The organism is Roseomonas sp. WA12 (assembly GCF_054165765.1).
This window is the reverse complement of the sequence record NZ_CM135108.1, coordinates 1,321,512-1,342,103: the sequence shown is the minus strand read 5'-3', so window position 1 is coordinate 1,342,103 and position 20,592 is coordinate 1,321,512. Positions and strand designations below refer to the sequence as shown.

Genomic DNA, 20,592 nt, shown 5'->3' with positions numbered 1-20,592 from the left:
CCTGCCATCAGCCGTCCAGGCGCGCTTTCAGCACCTCGTTCACCAGGGCCGGGTTACCCTGCCCCTTCATCGCCTTCATCACCTGGCCGACGAACCAGCCGAACAGCGTCGGCTTCTCCCGGTACTGCGCCACCTTGTCCGGATTAGCAGCGATGATCGCATCAACAGCTGCCTCGATCGCGCCTGTGTCCGTCACCTGCCTGAGACCGCGCTCCTCGACGATGGTGCCGGGCGGGGAGCCCGTCTCGCCCATCGCCTCGAGCACCTCCTTGGCCATCTTCCCGGACAGCGTCTTGTCCGAGATGAGGTCCAGCAGCGCGCCCAGGTGCTGCGCCGAGACGGGGCTGTCCTCGATGCCCTTGCCCATGCGGTTCAGCATGGCGAAGAAGTCGCCCATCACCCAATTGGCCGCCACCTTCGGGTCGCGCCCCGCGGCCACCTCCTCGTAGAAGGCCGCCGTCTCCTTCTCGGCCACCAGCACCGAGGCGTCATAGGCCGACAGCCCGAACTCGTTCACGTAGCGCGTGCGCCGCGCATCCGGCAGCTCCGGAAGGCCCGCGCGCAGCTCCTCGATCCAGGCGGGATCCACCACGAGAGGGGGAAGGTCCGGGTCCGGGAAGTAGCGGTAGTCATGCGCGTCTTCCTTGGACCGCATGGACCGGGTGACGCCGCGGGACGTGTCGAACAGCCGCGTCTCCTGGTCGACCGTGCCACCGGACTCCCAGATCTCGATCTGTCGCCGCGCCTCCGCCTCCACCGCCTGCATGACGAAACGGATGGAGTTGACGTTCTTCACCTCGCAGCGCGTGCGGAACCCCTCCCCTGCCTTGCGGACGGAGACGTTCACGTCGGCCCGCAGCGAGCCCTCCTCCATGTTCCCATCGCAGGTGCCGAGATAGCGCAGGATCTGGCGCAGCTTCGTCACATAGGCCCCCGCCTCCTCCGGCGAGCGCATATCGGGTTCCGACACAATTTCCATCAGCGCCACGCCAGAGCGGTTCAGGTCGATGAAGGTCTTGCTCGGGTGCTGGTCGTGGATCGACTTGCCAGCATCCTGCTCCAGATGCAGGCGCGTGATCCCGATCTCCTTCGTGCTGCCATCCGACAGCTCGACGGTGATCACGCCCGTGCCCACGATCGGGTACTGGAACTGGCTGATCTGGTAGCCCTGCGGCAGGTCCGCGTAGAAGTAGTTCTTCCGATCAAAGCGCGACCAGGCGTTCACCTGCGCGTTCAAGCCGAGCCCCGTGCGCACCGCCTGCGCCACGCATTCCCGGTTGATCACCGGCAGCATGCCCGGAAAGCCGGCATCGACGAAGCTCACCTGGCTGTTCGGCGCCGCTCCGAATTCCGTCGCCGCCCCGCTGAACAGCTTGGCGTTGCTGGTGACCTGAGCATGGACTTCCAGCCCAATCACCAGCTCCCAGGGGCCGGTCTCGCCCTCAATCGTGTAGCTCATCTGCATCTCTCCGGCGGCCGCGCCAGCAAGCCCAAGACCCGCCCGGCGTCAAGCCGCCAGGCCGGATCATCGGGCCGGGTTGGCTCAGCTGGGCTGGTCGGGAGACGTCAGGCTGGCCGGCCGGCTGATCCAGGTCCAGCGGTTGTTCTCCCGACCGAGGACTGAAAGCGTAACCACACGGGACGCATCCCGGCGCAGCTCGTAGCTGAGCGGGCGCGGGACCGTCCAGAAAGAGGACTCCCTCCCGTCCGGACCCGTACCCTGCAGGATCGAGACGCCCGAGGTCGGGATGCGCGCCAGCTCGAGACGGTTCAGGTCCAGCGGCTCGGTCGAGAAGACGGCGAGACGGACCAGCCCGGCCAGTTCCGCCGCAAGGAGCCGCGCCTGCTCACGCATCAGCCGGCCGCCATCGGCGGTCCACCGTGCAATGGCGTCTTCCTCCGAGGCTGCGTCGACCGGCTCGGAGAAGGCGATGGCGTGCCGGCCGATGCTGCGCCGTGCCGTGCCCTCTCCGACCGTGTGCAGGATCGTGGCGCGCGCGACGACGAAGCGCCCGTCCGTCGTCAGCACCATATCGCGGTACAGGCGCAGGCTAGCGCCTTCGGCCAACTGGACCTGGGCTCCGCGTGGTGCCTGCTCGAAGCGCTCGACGCGCAAGGTCGGGACCGCCGCCAGCTCCCGCCGAAGCTCCGCATTGAACTGCGAGGCGAAGTCGGCGGAAATGGCGGCTGTCTCGCCCATCCGCGCCGTCAGCTCGTCCCGGCGTGACGTGCGGTTCGCCGTCGTGATGCTGTTTATGGCGGCGTCGCCGGCCGTCATCACGGCCGCGACGATGATACCGGCCGGCGAGAGGGGGAGGAAGGCCGCCTGGCGCAGGTCAAGGTTCACGTCCACCGGCACCGTGGGTCGCGCCTCGTCCACCAGCACCTGGTGAGGCGAGGCGATCTGCGCCGCGGTCGGCGGCGCAGGCGGTCCGGCGACGCAGCCCGCAACGAGGATGAGTAGAAGGAGAGGCCGAAAGACCTTGAGCACGGGAACCTCCAGAGGCGACCCCTGGATTTCACGCCCCCGTGATCACCCGTCAATCCGCTCTCAGATCGGCTTCAAACTGAAGCTCTCACCTGTGGCAGTTTGGTCAGCTTCGCGGCGCGCTCGATCGCCGTGCTCACCGCGAACACCGTCTCCTCGTCGAACGCCTTGCCCAGCACCTGCAGCCCGAGCGGCAGACCCTGCCGGTCATAGCCAGCCGGCACCGTCATGCCCGGAATGCCCGCAAGGTTCGCCGTCACGGTGAACACGTCGTTCAGATACATCGCCACCGGGTCGTCCTGCTTCTCCCCGGCCGCGAAGGCGGCCGAAGGCGTCGCGGGCGTCACGATGGCATCCACCCCAGCAAAGGCCTCGTCGAAGTCGCGCTTGATGAGCGCCCGCACCTTCTGCGCCTTCAGGTAATAGGCATCGTAGTAGCCGGCGCTCAGCACATAGGTGCCGATCATGATGCGCCGCTTCACCTCGTCCCCGAAGCCGGCTGCGCGTGTGCGCTCGTAAAGGTCCTTCAGGTCCTCGCCCTCGCGGCGGATGCCGTAGCGCACCCCGTCGTAGCGCGCGAGGTTGGAGGAAGCCTCCGCCGGCGCGACGATGTAGTAGGTCGGCAGCGCGTATTTCGTATGCGGCAGGGAGATGTCGACGATTTCCGCGCCTTCCGCCCGCAGCCAGTCCAGTCCCTGGCTCCAGAGTGCCTCGATCTCGTCAGGCATTCCCTCCAGCCGGTACTCCCGCGGCACGCCGATCCGAAGCCCCTTCACCCCGCGCGCGCAGGCCGCGGCGAAGTCGGGCACGGCCAGCTCGGCCGAGGTGCTGTCCTTCGGATCATGCCCGGACATGCTCCGGAGCAGGATCGCGCAATCCTCCACGGTCCGGGCAACCGGGCCCGGCGTATCGAGCGAGGAGGCGAAAGCCACCACGCCCCAGCGCGAGCAGCGCCCATAGGTCGGCTTGATCCCCGCGATGCCGCAGAAGGCCGCCGGCTGCCGGATGGACCCACCGGTGTCGGTCGCGGTCGCGCCAAGCGCCAGCCGCGCCGCCACAGCCGCGGCCGATCCGCCGGAGGAACCGCCCGGCACCAGCCGCGTCCCGTCGTCATTCCCGCGCTGCCACGGGTTCTCCACCTCGCCGAACGCCGAGGTCGCGTTCGAGGACCCCATCGCGAACTCGTCGAGGTTGGCCTTGCCGAGGAATACCGCACCGTCGCGCAGCAGGTTCGCCGTCACCGTGCTCTCGTAGGGCGGCACGAACTCGCCGAGGATGCGGGACGCCGCCGTGGTGCGCACGCCCTCGGTGCAGAACAGGTCCTTGATAGCCAGCGGAATGCCCTCGAGCGGTCCTGCCAGACCCTCGCCCCGCCGCTTGTCAGAGGCCCGCGCCTGCTCCAGCGCCCGCTCGGCCGTCACCGTGACAAAGGCGTTCAGGCGCGGGTTCAGGGCGGCAATCGCATCCAGATGTGCCTGCGTGAGCGCTTCGGAGGTGACAATCCCCTCGGCCAGCGCCTCAAGCGCGCCGCGGATGGTGAAATCGGTGGGGTGCATCACTCGACAACCTTCGGAACGGCGAAGAACGCGCCGGCGCGGTCCGGCGCATTGGCGAGCACCGCCTCCGCCCGACCGCCATCATTCACCACATCCGCACGCATCGGCATGGCCGGCGCGCCCGCACCCGCCAGCGGCTCCACATCTTCGGTGTTCACCGCTTGCAGCTGCTCGATCCAGCCAAGAATACCGTTCAGCTCGGCCTGCAGACGCTGGTCTTCCCCCTCCTCCAGGTGGAGCCGGGCGAGCGACGCAACGCGCCTCACGGTCTTCAGGTCGAGCAACATGGGAAATCCGGTCTGGAACAGGGAAGCAGGCGGTGCAGGAAGCCGCCATGCCCCCCGAAGTCAAGGCCCGCCGGCCCCGCAGGTGGCGGACAGACTACGCTTTCCGGGAAGGGTGCGGCCACATCGTCCAGGACGCCCGACGGGTCTCGCGGTCGACGCCACTCTGAAAACCGGCCCACCGCTCTCCCGCGCGTGCCGTACCGGGCGCATATGGCGCGGCGATGATCAGCCGCACGTCCTGCCTCGCCCTTCTCGCCGCCGCCCTTCTTACCGGCGCGGCCGGCTGCCCACCCGAATCCGGCGACCGGCTGGTCCTGGCCGGCCCGGCCTCGCCCGCTGCTCAGGCCCTTCTCGGCCAGCCACTCGGCGCGGGCAGAAACGCGCTGCCCACCGTGCTGGCCCAGGTGAATGGCGCTGCCCTGCCCTTCGTCCTCGACACCGGTTCCGGCCCGACCCTGCTGCGCCCCGAGGCCGCCGCCGCGCTCGACCTGCTCGTGGATCCGGACCGCGCCACCCCCATCACCGGGGTGGGCGGCACCACCCGCTATCCCAACGCCCTGCTTCGACTCTTCCAGATCGGCCGCCGCGCCTTCCCGAATCTTTCGGTGCCCGTTGCCCCGGGCGGGGAGGATGGCGGCCGCCTCGCCGGCATCATCGGCGCCGACCTCCTCCGCCACGGTGCACTTGAAATCGACCTGCCGGCCAGCCGCATCGCTCTCTATGACTCCCCGGCCTGCATCGCCGCTCCGCCTCCCTGGCCCAATCCCGGCGAGGGCATCCCGCTGGAGATCACCGCCGAGGGCCTGCCCATTCTCACCCTGCGGCTGAACGACCGCCCCGCCCGCGCCCTGCTCGACACCGGCGCCATGAGCACCGTGCTCGCACAGGACCGGATCGCCGCCTTCGGAGTTCCCGCTTCGGCCCTCCGGACCCCGCCTGCCGGCACCGTCTACGGCACGGGTGGGAAGGAAGCGTCCTTTCACATCCATGATGGTGCGCGGCTTCAATTCGGAAGCGGCCCCGCCACCGCCCATCCCATCATCCTCGCCCCCCTGCCCGCATCGCTACCGGTAGACATGGTTGTCGGCCAGGACCTGCTGGCTCCGCGCCGGCTCTGGCTATCCTACGCAGCCCGCCGGCTGTGGCTCGCACCCGGCCGCGGCTGAGGAACGGACGCTATGCCCATCACACCTCTTCCTCAGCTCCGCGCCTCCCTGCCGCGCCACGCGCGCCTCATCGGCCTGGATCCCGGCAGCAAGACGATCGGTTTGGCGCTCTCGGACGTGCTGCTGATGCTCGCCACCCCCTATGCCGCCCTGACGCGCGGTAAGCTCGCCCCGACGGCCGCCGAGATCCGCCGGATCGCGGAAAAGGAGGGGGCCGGCGGCCTCGTCTGCGGCCTGCCGCTCGGGCTGGACGGTTCCTTCGGTCCCGCAGCCCAGGCCGCTAAGGACTGGGCAATGGCCGTTTCGGATGCGACGGGCCTTCCCGTGGCTCTATGGGACGAGCGCCTCTCCTCCTCGGCGGTGAACCGCATGATGATCGAGGCTGATCTCACACGGGCGAAACGGGCACGGGCAGTTGACGCCGCCGCCGCGGCCTACATGCTCCAGGCGGCGCTGGACGCGACCCGCCCCGCCGGGCATGCCTGACGGCAGCCTCCCGCCAGACGCCGACAGGACCGCCCGACCATGACGCTGCTGCCACGCCCCCTCGCCGCGAGCCTTGCGGCCATGCTCCTGTCGTCCCTCCCGGCGCTGGCCGGCGATTGCGCGGGCCTGGGCCCGGTCGGAACCCCCGCCGTGCTGTTCGACGTGGACGGACGAAACGGCCCCGTCTTCTTCGTCCATGGCAGCACCGACCGGCCGGGATGCCCGAACGACAGTGCCGCCTGCCGCACCACCGTCAGCCTCCCCTCGGGCAACCGCGTCGTGGCCGGCAGCTCGGAGGGACCCTGGGTCTGCGCCACCCACGCCAGCCGGCGAAGCGAGGTCACCACCGGGTGGCTACCCTCCGCCTCGCTTACCCCGGTGCCGGAAACAACGCCGACGCGGATCACCGACTGGGCTGGGCGCTGGCGCGACTCCACCGGCCGGGCCATCCGCCTGACCACCATGCCCGACGGCTCAGTGCTCATGCGCGCCGAGGCCGATGCCGCCGGCGGCCGCCCCCGGCGCGGTGGACGCACCAGCACGGTGACGGCGCAGTTCACGCCGGAGAACGCGGCGGCCGCCTTTACCATCGGCGCGGACGGCACCACCCGCCCCGATGCGCCGGGCGACGCCACGCTGTGCCGCATGGCCCTGCAGCGCCGTGGCGGCTACCTCATCGTGCAGGACAACGCCCGTTGCGGCGGGACGAGCTTCACGGCGCTCTATCAGGCGCGCCGCTGATCCAAGGGCCCGGGGAGCGTTCCATGCGGAGCGCACCCGGCCCGTAGTCCCCTGTCGCCGGTTCCGGCAATGCGACGAAGCCTTGCGCGCGCCAGAACCCCTCCGTTCCCCCCAACGCTACCAGAACCAGCGGCCTGCCCTGCGCCAGGGCCGCCAGCCTTCTCACGGCCTCGGCCCCAGCGCCGGCTCCCCGTGCCGCCGGCAGCAGCGCAACGTCGTGAAGGTAAATGGCTTCGGGTGTGGCCGGCAGCGTGCCCAGGAGGCTGTCCAGCGGCACGGCCCGTCCGCGGGTCCAGGGATGGGCGATCGCGTAGCCGATTGGCCCGTCCGCTCCCTCCAGTACCAGGCACCCCGCCGGAAACAGGGCAAGCCGCTCGGTGAGTACCGCCTGCGATTCCGGATGGCCGGGATGCACCACGGCCGCGATGGCCAGCACCGCAGGGAGGTCACCCTCCCGCATCCCTCGCCACCCCAAAACTGTCCTTCCCTTCCCTGGCAACCCGGCCTCCCCTACACAGCCCCTGTTCCGCCACCGCCCGCCAGGGCAGCAGACGAGGCCCCATGCCCCTCTACCCGCACCGGCACCTCCTCGCGCTGCAAGGCCTCGAACCGCCCTATATCGCCGAGCTGCTGGACCTAGCCGAATCCTACGCCCTGCTGAACCGCGGCGGGACCACCGGGCGGGACGTGCTGCGCGGCCGCACCCTCATCAACCTGTTCTTCGAGGACAGCACCCGCACCCGCACCTCCTTCGAGCTGGCGGGCAAGCGCCTGGGTGCCGATGTCATCAACATGTCCGTCAGCACATCGAGCGTGAACAAGGGCGAGACCTTGCTCGATACCGCCTCGACGCTGAACGCAATGAAGACTGACCTGCTGGTGATCCGCCACGCGCAGTCCGGCGCTCCCGCCCTGCTCTCGCAGAAGGTGGATGCCGCCGTCATCAACGCGGGCGACGGCACGCATGAGCACCCCACACAGGCACTGTTGGACGCACTTACCATCCGCCGTCGCAAGGGCACGCTGGAGAACCTGACAGTCGCGATCTGCGGGGACGTGCTGCACTCCCGCGTCGCGCGCAGCAACATCCACCTGCTGCTGGCGATGAACTGCCGCGTCCGCATCGTCGGACCACCCACCCTCATTCCCGCCGAGGCCGAGGCTCTAGGAGTCGAGGTCCACTACGATATGAAGTCCGGTCTGAAGGACGCCGATGTCGTGATGATGCTGCGCCTTCAAAAGGAGCGGATGCAGGGCGGCCTCGTCCCCTCAGCGCGCGAGTTCTTCCGCTTCTATGGGCTGGACATGGCGAAGCTGCGCCACGCCAAACCCGATGCCATCGTCATGCATCCGGGCCCGATGAACCGCGGCGTGGAGATCGACAGCGCCGTTGCCGACGACCCGACCCGCAGCGTGATCGGCGAGCAGGTGGAGATGGGCGTCGCCGTCCGCATGGCCGTGCTCGACATCCTCTCCCAGAACCAGCGGCGCAACGCCCGATGAACCTTATCCTTCGTAACGCCCGCCTGATCTGCCCGGCAACCGGCCGCGACGCGCCCGGGAGCCTTCTGGTCGAGAACGGCCTGATCGCCTCCCTCGACGGCGCCGGCGCCCCGGAAGGGGCCGAGGTGATCGACTGTGGCGGCGCCATTCTCGCCCCCGGCCTTGTTGACCTCCGCGCCGCGCTTGGCGAACCCGGCCACGAGCACCGCGAGACCATCGAATCCGCCGCGCTCGCCGCTGCCGCAGGCGGGATCACCACTCTCTGCGCCTTGCCCGACAGCACCCCCGCGCTGGACGACCCCGCCCTGCTGCAATTCGTCCTCCGCAAGGGCGAGGCAACGGGCAGCCTCACCGTCCTCCCCTATGGAGCGGCCACGAAGGGCTGTGCGGGGAAGGACCTCACCGAGTTCGGCCTGCTGCGCGAGGCCGGCGCTGTCGCCTTCACGGACGGCACCCACGCCATCGAGAGCGCGCGGACCATGCGCCTGGCCCTCTCCTATGCCCGCGCCTTCGGCAGCTTCGTCGTCCAGCACGCCGAAGAGCCCTCGTTGGCCCGCAACGCCTCGGCAACCGAGGGCGAGATGGCGACCCGCATGGGCCTGCCCGCAGCCCCTGCTGCCGCGGAAGCGATGATGGTCGCTCGTGACATCGCCCTGGCACGCCTCACCCGCGGCCATGTCCACTTCGCCCATATCTCCACCGGGGCCGCCCTGAACCTGATTCGCGACGCAAAGAAGGAGGGCCTGCGCGTCACCTGTGACACCGCGCCTCCGTATTTCGACCTGAACGAGACGGCGATCGGCGACTTCCGCACATACGCCAAGCTCTCCCCGCCCCTTCGCCGGGAGGAGGACCGCCGGGCTGTGATCGCGGCCCTGGTCGACGGCACCATCGACGCCGTCGCCTCCGACCACCAGCCGCATGATGCTGACGACAAGCGCGTGCCCTTCGCCCAGGCCGAGCCCGGCGGCGCGGGCCTTGCGACCCTGCTCGGCATCACCCTCGCCCGCGTCCATGGCAGGGACCTGTCGATGCTCCGCGCGCTCGAGTTGCTCACGGCCGCCCCGGCCCGGCTCCTCGGCCTGGAAGCCGGCACCCTTGCCCCGGGCGCACCGGCCGACCTCGTCCTGTTCAACCCGGAACGCGGCTGGAAGGTCGAGGCTGGCAAGCTGCCAGGCAAGGCGCAGAACTCTCCCTTTGACGGTCGCGCCCTGGAGGGCCGCGTGATGGGCACCTGGAAGGCGGGCCGGAGGGTCTTCGGATGAACGCCTATCTCGGCGCTCCTCTCGACACGGTCGCGCTCGCGGCCGCCGTCGGCTTCCTCCTTGGCTCGATCCCCTTCGGCCTGTTGCTTACCCGCGCAGCCGGGCTGGGCGACATCCGGACCATCGGCTCAGGCAATATCGGCGCCACCAACGTGCTCCGCACCGGCAACAAGAAGCTGGCCGCTGCAACCCTCGCACTGGATTTCCTGAAGGGCGCCGCCGCTGTCGGGCTTGTTGCTGCTCTCCTCGGCCCCAACCTGGCGGGCGCTGCTGCTGTGGGCGCAGTGCTCGGCCACTGCCATCCGCCCTGGCTCGGGTTCCGCGGCGGCAAGGGCGTGGCGACGGCGCTGGGCGTCTTCCTGGGCCTGGCCTGGCCGGTCTTCCTCGCTGCTGCCCTCACCTGGCTCGTCATGGCGAAGCTGGTGAAGATCTCCTCCGCCAGCGCACTCACCGGCCTGATGGTCGCGGCCGTGGTGGCCTTCCTCTGGGGCGGGGCCGGCCTGTTCTGGCCGGTGGCGCTGATCGTCGCCTATGTCTACTTCCGCCATCACGAGAACATCGCTCGCCTGATCGCCGGCACCGAGCCGCGGATCGGCCAGGGGAAGTGAAGGAAGCGCGGGGGACACCAGCGGACCTCGCCCCATGACCCCCGCCAACTCCCTCGCCCGCCTTCGCCTCGCCCGCACGGACGGCATTGGCCCGCAGAACTTTCGCCGCCTGCTCGCCCAGCACGGTGACGCCGCCGGCGCCCTTCGTGCCTTACCCGGCGACCCAAGCCGCCGATTCACCCCGCCCGACCCAGCCGCGATCGAGCGCGAGCACGACGCCGTGCTGGCGATGGGCGGGCACTGGATCCACCTGGGCACGGCGGAATACCCGCCCCTTCTTGCGGCCACCGAGGATGCCCCGCCGGTTCTCGCTGCCCTGGGGGACCTCGACCTGCTGCCGAGCCGGCAGGTCGCCATTGTCGGGTCGCGCAATGCATCCGCGGCCGGCCGCCGCATTGCCGAGGGAATGGCCGAGGCCCTGGCAGAGGCCGGGGTGACCGTGACGTCTGGCCTGGCGCGGGGGATCGACGCCGCAGCGCATATCGGCGGCCTCCGCCATGGCCGGACGGTCGCGGTCGTCCCGGGCGGGCTGGATGTCGCCTACCCGCCCGAGAACCGGGACCTGCAGCACCGCATCTCGGAGGAGGGGCTGGTCCTGGCCGAGTCCCCGCTCGGCACCGCGCCTCTGGCCCGTCACTTCCCGCGGCGGAACCGCATTGTCGCCGGCCTTTCCCTCGGGGTGGTGGTGGTCGAGGCCGCCCCGCGCTCCGGCACCCTCATCACCGCCCGGCTCGGGGCCGAGATGGGACGGGAGATCTATGCCGTTCCGGGTTCGCCGCTCGATCCGCGCTGCCAGGGGTCGAACGACCTGCTACGCCACGGAGCCCACTTCTGCGAGAACGCCACGGATGTGCTGGAAACGCTTCCGGCCACTGCCGAGGCGCGGCCGGTGTTTCGCCGCCCTTCGCGCACGCGCCCGGATGCCCCCGCACGCGTGCACGCGACGCGCGAGGAATCAAGCACTTCCGACCTCCTCTGCCTGATCGGCCCGACACCCGTGCCGGTTGACGAGGTGCTCCGGCGCTGCCACCTGTCCACGCCAAATGCCCGTGCCGCGCTCCTGGAGCTGGAGCTGGAGGGGCTGATCGAAGCGCTGCCCGGAAACCGTGTCGTGCGGTCCGGCATTCAGCGCGAAGAAGGATTGGAGGGCGAGTAGCCCCGGATGACAGACGTAGTCGTCGTCGAATCGCCCGCCAAGGCGAAGACCATCAACAAGTACCTGGGCGATGGATACAAGGTCCTGGCCTCCTTCGGCCATGTCCGCGACCTGCCCGCAAAGGATGGTTCCGTCCGTCCGGAGGAGGACTTCGCGATGGACTGGTCGTCCGAGGACCGGGGCGAGAAGCAGGTGCGGGAGATAGCCCAGGCTCTTAAGGCCGGCCATTCCAAGCGCCTGTACCTCGCCACCGACCCGGATCGCGAGGGCGAGGCCATCTCCTGGCATGTGCGCCAGATGCTTGAGGGCCGGCACGCGCTGAAGGGCGTCGAGGTCCACCGGATCACCTTTAATGAGATCACCAAGGGCGCGATCCAGCACGCCATCGCGCATCCGCGCGACCTCGATGTCCCGCTGATCGATGCCTATCTCGCCCGCCGCGCACTGGACTACCTCGTCGGCTTCACACTCTCCCCCGTGCTGTGGCGCAAGCTTCCGGGCAGCCGCTCGGCCGGCCGGGTGCAGTCCGTTGCGCTGCGCCTGATCACCGACCGTGAGGCGGAGATCGAGGTCTTCAAGCCCCGGGAATACTGGTCCATCGAGGCCGGCTTCCATACGCCTACTGGCGCGCCCTTCATGGCGCGGCTGACGCATCTCGAAGGCAAGAAGCTCGACCAGTTCGACCTTCCGAACGAGGCCGCGGCCCACCACGCCAAGGCGCTGGTCGAGGCCGGCGAGTTCACCGTCTCGGCCGTCGAGAAGAAGCGGACCCGCCGCAATCCGCCGCCGCCCTTCACCACCTCCACCCTGCAGCAGGAGGCGAGCCGGAAGCTCGGCTACGGCGCCCAGGCGACGATGCGCCTGGCCCAGCAGCTCTATGAGGGCGTGGATATCGGCGGCGAGACCGTCGGCCTCATCACCTATATGCGGACCGACGGCGTCCAGATGGCGCGCGAGGCCATCATGGGCATCCGCGACCATGTGAAGTCCGCCTTCGGCCCGGACTACCTGCCGGTTGCCGCGCGCGAATACTCCTCCAAGGCGAAGAACGCCCAGGAGGCGCATGAGGCCGTACGCCCGACCGACGTGACCCGCACCCCGCAGGACGTGGCCCGCTACCTCAACCCCGATCAGCGCCGCCTCTACGACCTCGTCTGGAAGCGCGCCGTCGCGTCCCAGATGCAGTCCGCCGAGATGGACCAGACGGCAGTCGATCTGGATGACGCCGCCGGCAAGGCGCGTCTGCGCGCCACGGGCCAGGTCATCGCCTTCGACGGCTATCTGAAGCTGTACCGCGAGGACATCGACGACAGCCGCCTGGCCGCCGATGACGAGAACAAGACCCTGCCCCCGATGCGCGAGGGTGACGCCCCCAAGCGCGGCGAGGTGGCGGCCAACCAGCACTTCACCCAGCCCCCGCCGCGGTACTCCGAGGCGTCTCTTGTGAAGAAGATGGAGGAGCTCGGCATTGGCCGCCCCTCCACCTACGCCTCCATCCTGCAAACGCTGCAGGACCGCGAGTACGTTCGCATCGAGCAGCGCCGCTTCATCCCCGAGGATCGCGGCCGCCTCGTGACCGCCTTCCTCGTCTCCTTCTTCGAGCGCTACGTCGACACCAATTTCACCGCCGCGCTGGAGGAGAAGCTCGACGACATCTCCGGCGGCCGCGCCGAGTGGCGCGAGGTGATGCGCGAGTTCTGGGCGCATTTCCATGAGGCCGTAAATGCCACAAAGGACCTCAAGATCAGCGACGTCATCGACGCGCTGGACGAGGATCTCGGCCCGCACTTCTTCCCAGCGAAGGAAGGCGGCACCGACCCGCGACTCTGCCCCAACTGCCATGCCGGGCGTCTCGGCCTACGGCTAGGCCGTACCGGCGCCTTCATCGGCTGCTCGAACTACCCGGAATGCCGCTACACCCGCCCCCTCGCCGTCCCCGGTGCCGAGGGCGAGGATGCTGGGAATGAGGGGCCGCGCAGCCTTGGCAACGATCCGGCCAGCGGCCAAGAGGTCTCGCTGCGCCGCGGTCCCTACGGTCTCTATGCCCAGCTCGGTGAGCCCGGCACGGACGCGAAGGGCAAGCCCACCAAGCCGCGGCGCGCCTCGCTTCCCCGCGGCATGGACCCGGAGACGCTGACGATCGACCGGGCCGTGGCCCTGCTGAACATGCCCCGCATCATCGGCCTGCACCCCGAGACGGGTGAGGAGATCACCGCCAATCTCGGCCGCTTCGGGCCTTATCTGAAGATGGGCGCCCTCTCGCAAAGCTTGCAGCCCGGCGACGACGTGCTGGCGATCGGCATGAACCGCGCCGTCGAGCTGCTGGCCAGTGCCAAGCCGCGCGGCATCGCCTTAGGCAGCCATCCGAAGGATGGCGCGCCGGTGGAGGTGAAGCGCGGTCGCTTCGGGCCCTTCGCACAGCACGGCAACACCGTCGCTTCTCTGCCCCGCGGCGTGCAGATGGAGGATTTCACCCTCGACCAGGCGGTCGCCCTCCTGACCGAGAAGGGAAAGGTCCTGGTGCCGAAGGGCAAGGGCGGGGCACGCAAGGCACCGGCGAAGAAGGCCGCTGCTCCGGCCGCCGAGGCCGCGCCGCGCAAGGCGCCGGCCCGCGCCGCCAAGCCCGCCGCGAAGGCGGCAGCCAAGGCCACGGCCAAGAAGCCGGCAGCGAAGAAGGCTCCGGCCAAGGCAGCGGCCGCAAAGGCAGCCAAGCCGGCCACCCGCGCCAAGCGGTCGGTCTGACTTGGCGGCAGGCCTCCCGAACGACCCCGAGCCGAACGACCCCGAGCCGGAGGACCGCGTCGGGGCGGAGCCCACAGGGGAAGGCCCGCCCACTCCCCTGCCCTCGCGCGAAGCGCTGCGGGCGTATATCCGCAACGCCACGGGCCGCGTGGGCAAGACCGAGATCAGCCGGCATTTTGGCCTCTCCACGGAACAGCGGCCCGCGCTGCGCGCCCTGATGGCAGAGCTGAAGGAGGAGGGCAGCGTGTCCCCCGTCGGCCGCCGCACCATCCGGTACAGCGCCAACCTGCCGGACATGGCGGCGCTCGAGGTGTTCGGCACCGACGCCGATGGCGATCCCGTGGCCCGTCCGATCGCTTGGGACGGCCCCGACAAGCCCGTCGTCTACATGCGCCCGGAGCGCCCCGGCCAGCCTGCCCTGGCACCGGGGGACCGCGTGCTGGCTCGCATCACCCGGATCGGGCCTGGCAGGTATGAGGGGCGTACCTTCAAGCGCATCGGCACCAGCAGCCCGTCCCGCGTCCTCGGTATTTTCGCGGACGGCATGGTGGAGCCCGTGGACCGCCGCTCACGCGCCAACTGGGTGATCCCCGCCGGTGAGGAGAACGGCGCCGACAGCGGCGAACTGGTGCAGGCCGAACCTCTGCCTGGCATGGCGGGCGCCCGTCTCTTCGGCCCCAAGCCCGCCCGCATCGTCGAGCGGCTGGGCCGCATGGACGACGCCCGCGCCATCTCGCGCCTCTGCATCGCCGCCCATCGCATCCCCGATACCTTCCCAGAGGAAGTCGTCCAGGCTGGCGAGCGCGCGCGGGCGGTACCGCTGGGCACGCGCGATGACCTGCGCGATACGCCCCTTGTCACCATCGACGGCGAGGACGCGCGCGACTTCGACGATGCGGTCTTCGCCGAGCCCGACGGGGACGGGTGGCGCGTCCTCGTCGCCATCGCCGATGTCGCGCATTACGTGCGCACCGACGCCCCGCTCGACCGCGAGGCGCGGCTGCGCGGCAACTCCGTGTACTTCCCCGACCATGTCGTGCCGATGCTGCCCGAGACCCTGTCCAACGGCTGGTGCAGCCTGAAGCCCGGCGAGGACCGGGGCTGCCTCTATGTCGAGATGCGGTTCGACGGTGGGGGCACCAAGACCGGCCATCGCTTCGGCCGCGGCCTCATGCGCTCCGCCGCGCGCCTCACCTATGAAGCCGTCCAGGCCGCGCGCGATGCCGGCGAGGATGCCGGGCTGGAGGAGGGCCATGTCGCCCGCCTCTATGGCGCCTTCGAAGCCCTGCTGGCCGCGCGCACCCGCCGCGGCACCCTCGAGCTCGACCTGCCGGAACGCCGCGTGGTCCTGGACGGGAACGGAAAGGTCCTCTCCGTCGTCCTGCGCGCCCGCCTCGACAGCCATCGGCTGATCGAGGAATTCATGGTCGCCGCCAATGTCTGCGCGGCCGAGGAACTGGAGTGCCTACACCAGCCCTGCATGTACCGCATCCACGACCGCCCTTCAGACGAGAAGATGGAAGGTCTGCGCCGATTCCTCTCGGGCTTCGGCATCAACCTCCCGGCTTCCGACCGCGTGCGCCCGCGGGACTTTGCCCAGGTGCTAGAGACGATGCGCGACGCCCCGGAGTCGCGGCTGGTGAGCGAGACCATCCTCCGCGGCCAGTCCCAGGCCGAGTACAATCCCGAGAACATCGGCCATTTTGGCCTCGCGCTGCCGCGCTATGCCCATTTCACCAGCCCGATTCGCCGCTATGCCGACCTGCTGGTCCACCGGGCCCTGATCCGGGGCCTGAGGCTGGGCGAGGATGGATTGAGCGACGCCGAGGCGGCCGGGATGCCCGATACTGGCGAGCACATCACGAAGACCGAGCGGCGCGCCGCCATGGCGGAGCGCGACGCGGTGGACCGCTACCTCGCCTCTTACATGGCAGACCGCGTCGGCGCGCATTTCACGGCGCGCGTTTCGGGCGTGACACGCTTCGGCCTCTTCGTGACACTGGAGGAGAACGGCGCCAACGGAATCGTCCCGATGGCCGCCCTTCCGGACGACCAATGGATTCACGAGGACGCGGCGATGCGCCTGATCGGCCGCCGCACAGGGTTGAGCTTCACCCTTGGCCAGGAGGTCGAGGTGCGGCTGGCCGAGGCCGTGCCCCGCACGGGCAGCCTGACCTTCCATCTGCTGCAGGGCACGCCGGTGCCGGCTCGGCGCGCAGGGGGGACACCGCCGCGCGGCCGCCAGAAGGCCGGGGATCGCAAGCCCGGCGGCAAGGCGAAGCGCCCGCGCTGAATTCCCGGTCCCTCGCCCGCTCCACAATCGCAGCGATCCGCCGGGCACGTCTGGCGCTGTGGGTCGGCGCTTGGTTGCTGGCCCTCCCGTTGCTCACTGCGCCCGCCCGCGCGCAGGAGTTCGGCCCGGCTCTGCGCGTTGGCTTCACCGCCATCGCCGAACGCCATCTCGACTCGACGGACCCGATGGAGCTCGGCCTCTGGGCCCTGCGTGGGCTGGAGGCGATCGATCCCTACCTCTCCGCCGCTCGCCGCGGCCCAGCCCTCGTGCTCGGGTTCTCGAACCGGCTGGCGGCGGACCGCTTGGCGGGCACCAGCCCTGCCCAGGTGGCGGAAGCGGTCGCGGCCCTTTTCGCCGAGGGCGAGCGGCAGTCCCCGGCGCTGCGCCGCGCCGGCCGTCAAGCCATGCTGCAGGCCGGCTTCGAGGAGGTGTTCAATCACCTTGACCCCTATAGCCGCTACATGACCCCGGATGAGGCGCGCCACGGCCGCGAACGCCGGCTCGGCGCGGGGGACCTCGGCCTCTCCCTGGTGCCAGCCGCGCGCCGCGCCGTTGCCGTCGGGCCGGTCGCGCCCGGAAGCGCCGCAGCGCGCGCGGGGCTGCGGCCCGGGGACGTTGTGGTGGAGGCCGACGGGATTGCCCTTTCCGCCGAGGACATGGACGAAGCGCATGCCGCTCTGGAAGGCACGCCGGGCAGCAGCGTCCTGCTCTCGATTCGTCGCGGGCGTCGGCGGCTGGAGGTCTTGCTCACCCGCAGCGCGGCGCCCCTTCTCTCGGTGACAGCCCAGGCGCGGGACGGGGTGCTTTGGCTGCAGCTGCCGCTGTTCTCCTCAGCGACGCCCGAGCAGCTCGACCGCGCGCTGTCCGATTACCCGGCCAGCGCTGCCCCGCTCGGTGTCGTGCTGGATCTGCGCGGCAATCGCGGCGGGCTGCTGCAGCAGGCGATTCGGGTGGCCGATTCCTTCATACCGGCCGTTCCGCCCGCCACCCTCGCCACCACCGAGGGCCGCCACCCCGATAGCCGCCGCCGCTTCACGGGTGGTGGGCCGGACCTCGCGGCGGACCGCCGGCTGGTGGTCCTCGTCGATGGCCGCACCGCCTCGGCCGCCGAGGTTGTCGCGGCAGCGATCGGGGATCTCGGCCGCGGCGTGGTGGTGGGCAGCGCGACGATGGGCAAGGGCCTGATCCAGGTCCTGGTGCCAGTGCCTGGAGGCGGGGAACTCGCCCTGTCCTGGTCCCGTATCCTCGCCCCGCGGGGCTGGCCGCTGCAGATGCTGGGCGTCCTGCCGGCCCTGTGCACCAGCCGTGGCGCCGAGGAGATGGCCCGCAACCTCGCCATCCTCGGCACGCCGGACAGCCCGATGGCCGTGCCCCTGGCCCGCGCCCGCGCCGCCCGCGCCCCGGTACCGACGAGCGAGGTGGCCGCCCTGCGCGGCGCCTGCCCGCCGGCCGAGGGGCGGGACGCCGACCTTGCCGCGGCCCGGGCCGTGCTGGAGCGGCCGGAGATCTACGCTGCCGCCCTGGCGCGCTGAGCTTCCGCGCCAAAATGCTTGACCTTCCGGCCGACGGCGGTAGTTTGCGCCCCCTCTGCGACCCGGCCCTGGCCGGCACCCGCCCCTGTGGAATCGAGTCCCGAGTCAGAACATGGCCAAGTCAAACACCATCCAGATCCGCCTCGTCTCCTCCGAGGACACCGGCTACTTCTACGTGACGAAGAAGAACACGCGGAACGCCACCGGCAAGATGGAGAAGAAGAAGTACGACCCCGTTGCGCGCAAGCACGTCGTCTTCCGCGAGGCCAAGATCAAGTAATCCCCTTCGGGCGCTCCGGGGCCTGATAGCGACAGGGTTGCTTAGCGCCCGGGAACCCCATGGTTCCCGGGCGTTTCGTCATGCCGTCTGTGTTCAGGCCGCCTCCGCTCGCAGCACCACCCGGCCCGTCACCGTGCCGTCCCGCAGGCGGCGCAGCACCGAATTCGCCTCGGCCATCGGTACGGTCTCTACGGGCAGTGCGGCCAGCTTGCCGGACTTGGCGAGCGCCATCACCGCCCGCAGATCGGCGAGCGAGCCGACATAGGATCCCTGCAGCGTCAGCGCGCGGATCGCCATGAGGGGCAGCGGCAAGGTCACCTCCCCCCCGAACAGCCCGACCTGGACGAGCACCCCGCCCTTGCCCAGCGCATCGAAGGCAAAGCGGGCGGTGGCGGAGCCATTCACGAGGTCGATCACAGCGAGCGCCGGGCCGCCGCAAGCGGCGACAATGGCTGCCGTCACGTCGCCCTCCGCCAGCACCGTATCCGTCGCCCCGGCCGCGCGCGCCGCCTCGAGCTTCTCCGCCGAGATGTCGACGGAGACGATGCGGCGATGGCCCAGGGCGCGCAGCATGTGGATGGCGTTCAGCCCCAGCCCGCCCGCACCCACCAGCACCACTGGCCGGTCCGGCGGCAGGTCGCCGAGTTTGCGGATGGCTGAATGGACGGTGATGCCCGAGCAGGCATAAGTGGCCGCGACCGCCGCTGGAACGCCGTCCAGCGGGACGAGGTAGCGCGCGTCCGGCACAAGGACATGGCTGGCGTAGCCGCCGTTGCGGTAAATGCCGAGGGTGCGCGCGGCGTTGGGGCACATGTTGTCCTCCCCAGCCGCGCAGCGCTCGCACTTGCCGCAGCCGATCCAGGGGAAGACCACTTTCTCCTCGCCCACCGAGACGCCCGTTGCCTCCGGCCCGACCGCCGCGACCCGCCCCGTGATCTCATGGCCCATCGCCAGCGGCAGAACCACGCCGCGGTCCTTCAGCGAGAGCCGGCCGCGGCTGCCCAGGTCGTAGCCGCCCTCCCAGATATGAAGGTCGGAATGGCAGACGCCGCAATGCGTCACCTCCACCAGCACCTCGGCCCCTTTCGGCTCCGGCGTCGGCATGTCCAGCGCCTGCAGCGGCGCCCCTTCCTCGACCACGGCCCAGGCGCGCATCCTCGTTCCCTCCACTCTTCTGTCAGGATCGCACACCCCGGGCGGGCACGGGTCAAGCGCTTCCCCTGGCGCGGCGCGCGCGATGGCGCTACGCGTTCGGTAAGATTCGGGAGAGAACGCCAATGGATCGCCGCGCCCTTCTCGGCCGCGCCGGACAGGCCGCCACGCTTGCTGCCGGCACCGCCACCGCGACAGCGGGCCTTTCAGCCCCGGCCGTCGCGCAGACCGCCCAGCCGGCGCTTCGCTGGCGCCTCACCTCCTCCTACCCGCGCTCGCTCGATGCCATTTACGGCGCGGGCGAGGTCTTCTCGCGCGTGGTGTCGGAGCTGACCGACGACCGTTTCCAGATCCGCGTTTTCGCCGCCGGCGAGATCGCCCCGCCGCTGCAGGCGCTGGATGCCGTACAGTCCGGCTCCGTGGAATGCTGCCACACCACCAGCTTTCTCTACACCGGCAAGAATGACGCCTTCGCCTTCGCCACCGGCCTGCCCTTCGGCCTCAACACGCGCCAGCAGAACGCCTGGATGTATGAGGGCGGCGGCATCGACCTGATGAACGAGCTGCACCGCAAGTTCAACGTGTACGGCATGCCGCTGGGCGCCACCGGGGCGCAGATGGGCGGCTGGTTCCGCAAGGCGCTGGGCCCGGCGAGCGATCTGAACGGGCTGAAGATGCGCATCGGCGGGTTGGCCGGCCAGGTGCTGTCCCGGCTCGGTGGCGTGCCGCAGCAGCTCGGTGCCGGCGACCTCTATCCGGGCCTCGAGCGCGGCACGATCGATGCCGCCGAGTGGCTCGGCCCCTATGACGACGAGAAGCTTGGCTTCGTGCGCGTCGCGCCCTTCTATCACTACCCGGCCTGGTGGGAGGGCGGTGCCTCCACCTACTTCTACGTCAATCTCGACCAGTGGAACGCGCTGCCGAAGTCCTATCAGGCCGCGATTCGCGCGGGCTGCGCGGAGGCGACGCACTGGATGGTCGCGCGCTACGACATCCGAAACCCGGACAGCCTGCGCCGCCTCGTCGCCCAGGGCGCGAAGCTCACCCCCTTCTCGCGCGACATGCTCGACACCTGCCTGCGCACTTGGCTGGACATCGAGCGCGACCTCGTCGCCCGAAACCCGGATTTCGCGAAGATCCATGAGAGCTGGTCGAAGCACCGCGACGATATGCGGATCTGGCACCGCGTGTCGGAGCTGAGCTTCGATAACTATGTGGCGCAGGCCTCTGCGCGCCGCTGAAGGAAGGCCCGGGGAGATGAACCCCCCGGACTCCTACTTTATGTTCGAGTTCGTCGTCGCGCCGGACGCGCCGACGCTGCAGACCAAAGATAGAAG

The 20,592-nt window shown here is 70.1% G+C and carries 18 protein-coding genes; 12 read left to right on the top strand and 6 right to left on the bottom strand.

All coding sequences use genetic code 11. The features are described 5' to 3' along the window. Positions 1 to 7 precede the first annotated feature (7 nt). The 4 genes from gatB to gatC form a co-directional block, all read right to left on the bottom strand. Positions 8 to 1,459, bottom strand: coding sequence for an Asp-tRNA(Asn)/Glu-tRNA(Gln) amidotransferase subunit GatB (gene gatB, locus ACVBD7_RS06445; RefSeq protein ID WP_458096671.1), 1,452 nt, complete (start codon positions 1,457 to 1,459; stop codon positions 8 to 10). 84 nt (positions 1,460 to 1,543) lie between these two features. Next, the gene (locus ACVBD7_RS06440) at positions 1,544 to 2,491 is read right to left on the bottom strand and encodes a hypothetical protein (RefSeq protein WP_458096670.1); all 948 of its coding nucleotides are present in this window, start codon (positions 2,489 to 2,491) and stop codon (positions 1,544 to 1,546) included. Positions 2,492 to 2,562: 71 nt separating this feature from the next. Then, complete coding sequence (gatA, locus tag ACVBD7_RS06435) at positions 2,563 to 4,044, bottom strand: Asp-tRNA(Asn)/Glu-tRNA(Gln) amidotransferase subunit GatA (RefSeq protein ID WP_458096669.1); 1,482 nt, start codon at positions 4,042 to 4,044, stop codon at positions 2,563 to 2,565. Next, positions 4,044 to 4,331, bottom strand: a complete 288-nt coding sequence (gene gatC / locus ACVBD7_RS06430; RefSeq protein WP_458096668.1) for an Asp-tRNA(Asn)/Glu-tRNA(Gln) amidotransferase subunit GatC — start codon at positions 4,329 to 4,331, stop codon at positions 4,044 to 4,046. The genes gatA and gatC overlap by 1 nt, the downstream gene beginning before the upstream one ends. A 221-nt stretch (positions 4,332 to 4,552) precedes the next feature. On the opposite strand from gatC, the gene ACVBD7_RS06425 reads away from it, so the two are divergent. Genes ACVBD7_RS06425 through ACVBD7_RS06415 form a run of 3 tightly spaced genes read left to right on the top strand, consistent with a single transcriptional unit; the run spans position 4,553 to position 6,724 of the window. Beyond that, entirely contained in the window at positions 4,553 to 5,497 is a 945-nt protein-coding gene (locus ACVBD7_RS06425; protein ID WP_458096667.1) for a retroviral-like aspartic protease family protein, read from the top strand. Between the two features lie 12 nt (positions 5,498 to 5,509). Then, complete coding sequence (gene ruvX / locus ACVBD7_RS06420; RefSeq protein WP_458096666.1) at positions 5,510 to 5,983, top strand: Holliday junction resolvase RuvX; 474 nt, start codon at positions 5,510 to 5,512, stop codon at positions 5,981 to 5,983. Between the two features lie 39 nt (positions 5,984 to 6,022). Further along, positions 6,023 to 6,724: a hypothetical protein gene (locus ACVBD7_RS06415; protein ID WP_458096665.1), complete on the top strand. Its 702-nt coding sequence runs from the start codon at positions 6,023 to 6,025 to the stop codon at positions 6,722 to 6,724. Here the strand turns inward: ACVBD7_RS06415 and ACVBD7_RS06410 are convergent. After that, a complete protein-coding gene (locus ACVBD7_RS06410) occupies positions 6,696 to 7,184 on the bottom strand; it encodes a GNAT family N-acetyltransferase (protein ID WP_458096664.1) in 489 nt (162 codons plus the stop codon). The genes ACVBD7_RS06415 and ACVBD7_RS06410 overlap by 29 nt on opposite strands. A 101-nt stretch (positions 7,185 to 7,285) precedes the next feature. Between ACVBD7_RS06410 and ACVBD7_RS06405 the strand changes: the two genes are divergently transcribed. The 8 genes from ACVBD7_RS06405 to rpmG all read left to right on the top strand — a co-directional run bounded on the left by ACVBD7_RS06405 (position 7,286) and on the right by rpmG (position 18,103). Then, a complete protein-coding gene (locus ACVBD7_RS06405) occupies positions 7,286 to 8,227 on the top strand; it encodes an aspartate carbamoyltransferase catalytic subunit (protein ID WP_458096663.1) in 942 nt (313 codons plus the stop codon). Then, positions 8,224 to 9,492 carry a dihydroorotase gene (locus ACVBD7_RS06400; protein WP_458096662.1) on the top strand — a complete coding sequence of 423 codons (1,269 nt, stop codon included), beginning with the start codon at positions 8,224 to 8,226 and terminating at the stop codon, positions 9,490 to 9,492. Before ACVBD7_RS06405 ends, ACVBD7_RS06400 begins: the two co-directional genes overlap by 4 nt. Next, positions 9,489 to 10,100 carry a glycerol-3-phosphate 1-O-acyltransferase PlsY gene (gene plsY, locus ACVBD7_RS06395; protein ID WP_458096661.1) on the top strand — a complete coding sequence of 204 codons (612 nt, stop codon included), beginning with the start codon at positions 9,489 to 9,491 and terminating at the stop codon, positions 10,098 to 10,100. Before ACVBD7_RS06400 ends, plsY begins: the two co-directional genes overlap by 4 nt. Before the next feature lie 34 nt (positions 10,101 to 10,134). Then, on the top strand, positions 10,135 to 11,256 hold the full coding sequence (dprA, locus tag ACVBD7_RS06390) for a DNA-processing protein DprA (RefSeq protein WP_458096660.1): 1,122 nt from the start codon (positions 10,135 to 10,137) through the stop codon (positions 11,254 to 11,256). A 6-nt stretch (positions 11,257 to 11,262) separates the two neighbouring features. Next, positions 11,263 to 13,998 carry a type I DNA topoisomerase gene (gene topA, locus ACVBD7_RS06385; protein ID WP_458096659.1) on the top strand — a complete coding sequence of 912 codons (2,736 nt, stop codon included), beginning with the start codon at positions 11,263 to 11,265 and terminating at the stop codon, positions 13,996 to 13,998. 1 nt (position 13,999) lies between these two features. Further along, on the top strand, positions 14,000 to 16,291 hold the full coding sequence (rnr, locus tag ACVBD7_RS06380; RefSeq protein WP_458096658.1) for a ribonuclease R: 2,292 nt from the start codon (positions 14,000 to 14,002) through the stop codon (positions 16,289 to 16,291). An 89-nt stretch (positions 16,292 to 16,380) separates the two neighbouring features. Beyond that, on the top strand, positions 16,381 to 17,823 hold the full coding sequence (locus ACVBD7_RS06375; protein WP_458096657.1) for a S41 family peptidase: 1,443 nt from the start codon (positions 16,381 to 16,383) through the stop codon (positions 17,821 to 17,823). Between the two features lie 112 nt (positions 17,824 to 17,935). Beyond that, positions 17,936 to 18,103, top strand: a complete 168-nt coding sequence (gene rpmG / locus ACVBD7_RS06370) for a 50S ribosomal protein L33 (RefSeq protein ID WP_338662958.1) — start codon at positions 17,936 to 17,938, stop codon at positions 18,101 to 18,103. A gap of 93 nt (positions 18,104 to 18,196) precedes the next feature. On the opposite strand, the gene ACVBD7_RS06365 is transcribed toward rpmG, so the two are convergent. Continuing rightward, a complete protein-coding gene (locus tag ACVBD7_RS06365) occupies positions 18,197 to 19,258 on the bottom strand; it encodes an alcohol dehydrogenase (RefSeq protein WP_458096656.1) in 1,062 nt (353 codons plus the stop codon). A 122-nt stretch (positions 19,259 to 19,380) separates the two neighbouring features. On the opposite strand from ACVBD7_RS06365, the gene ACVBD7_RS06360 reads away from it, so the two are divergent. Next, the gene (locus ACVBD7_RS06360; protein ID WP_458096655.1) at positions 19,381 to 20,496 is read left to right on the top strand and encodes a TRAP transporter substrate-binding protein; all 1,116 of its coding nucleotides are present in this window, start codon (positions 19,381 to 19,383) and stop codon (positions 20,494 to 20,496) included. Positions 20,497 to 20,592 lie beyond the last annotated feature (96 nt).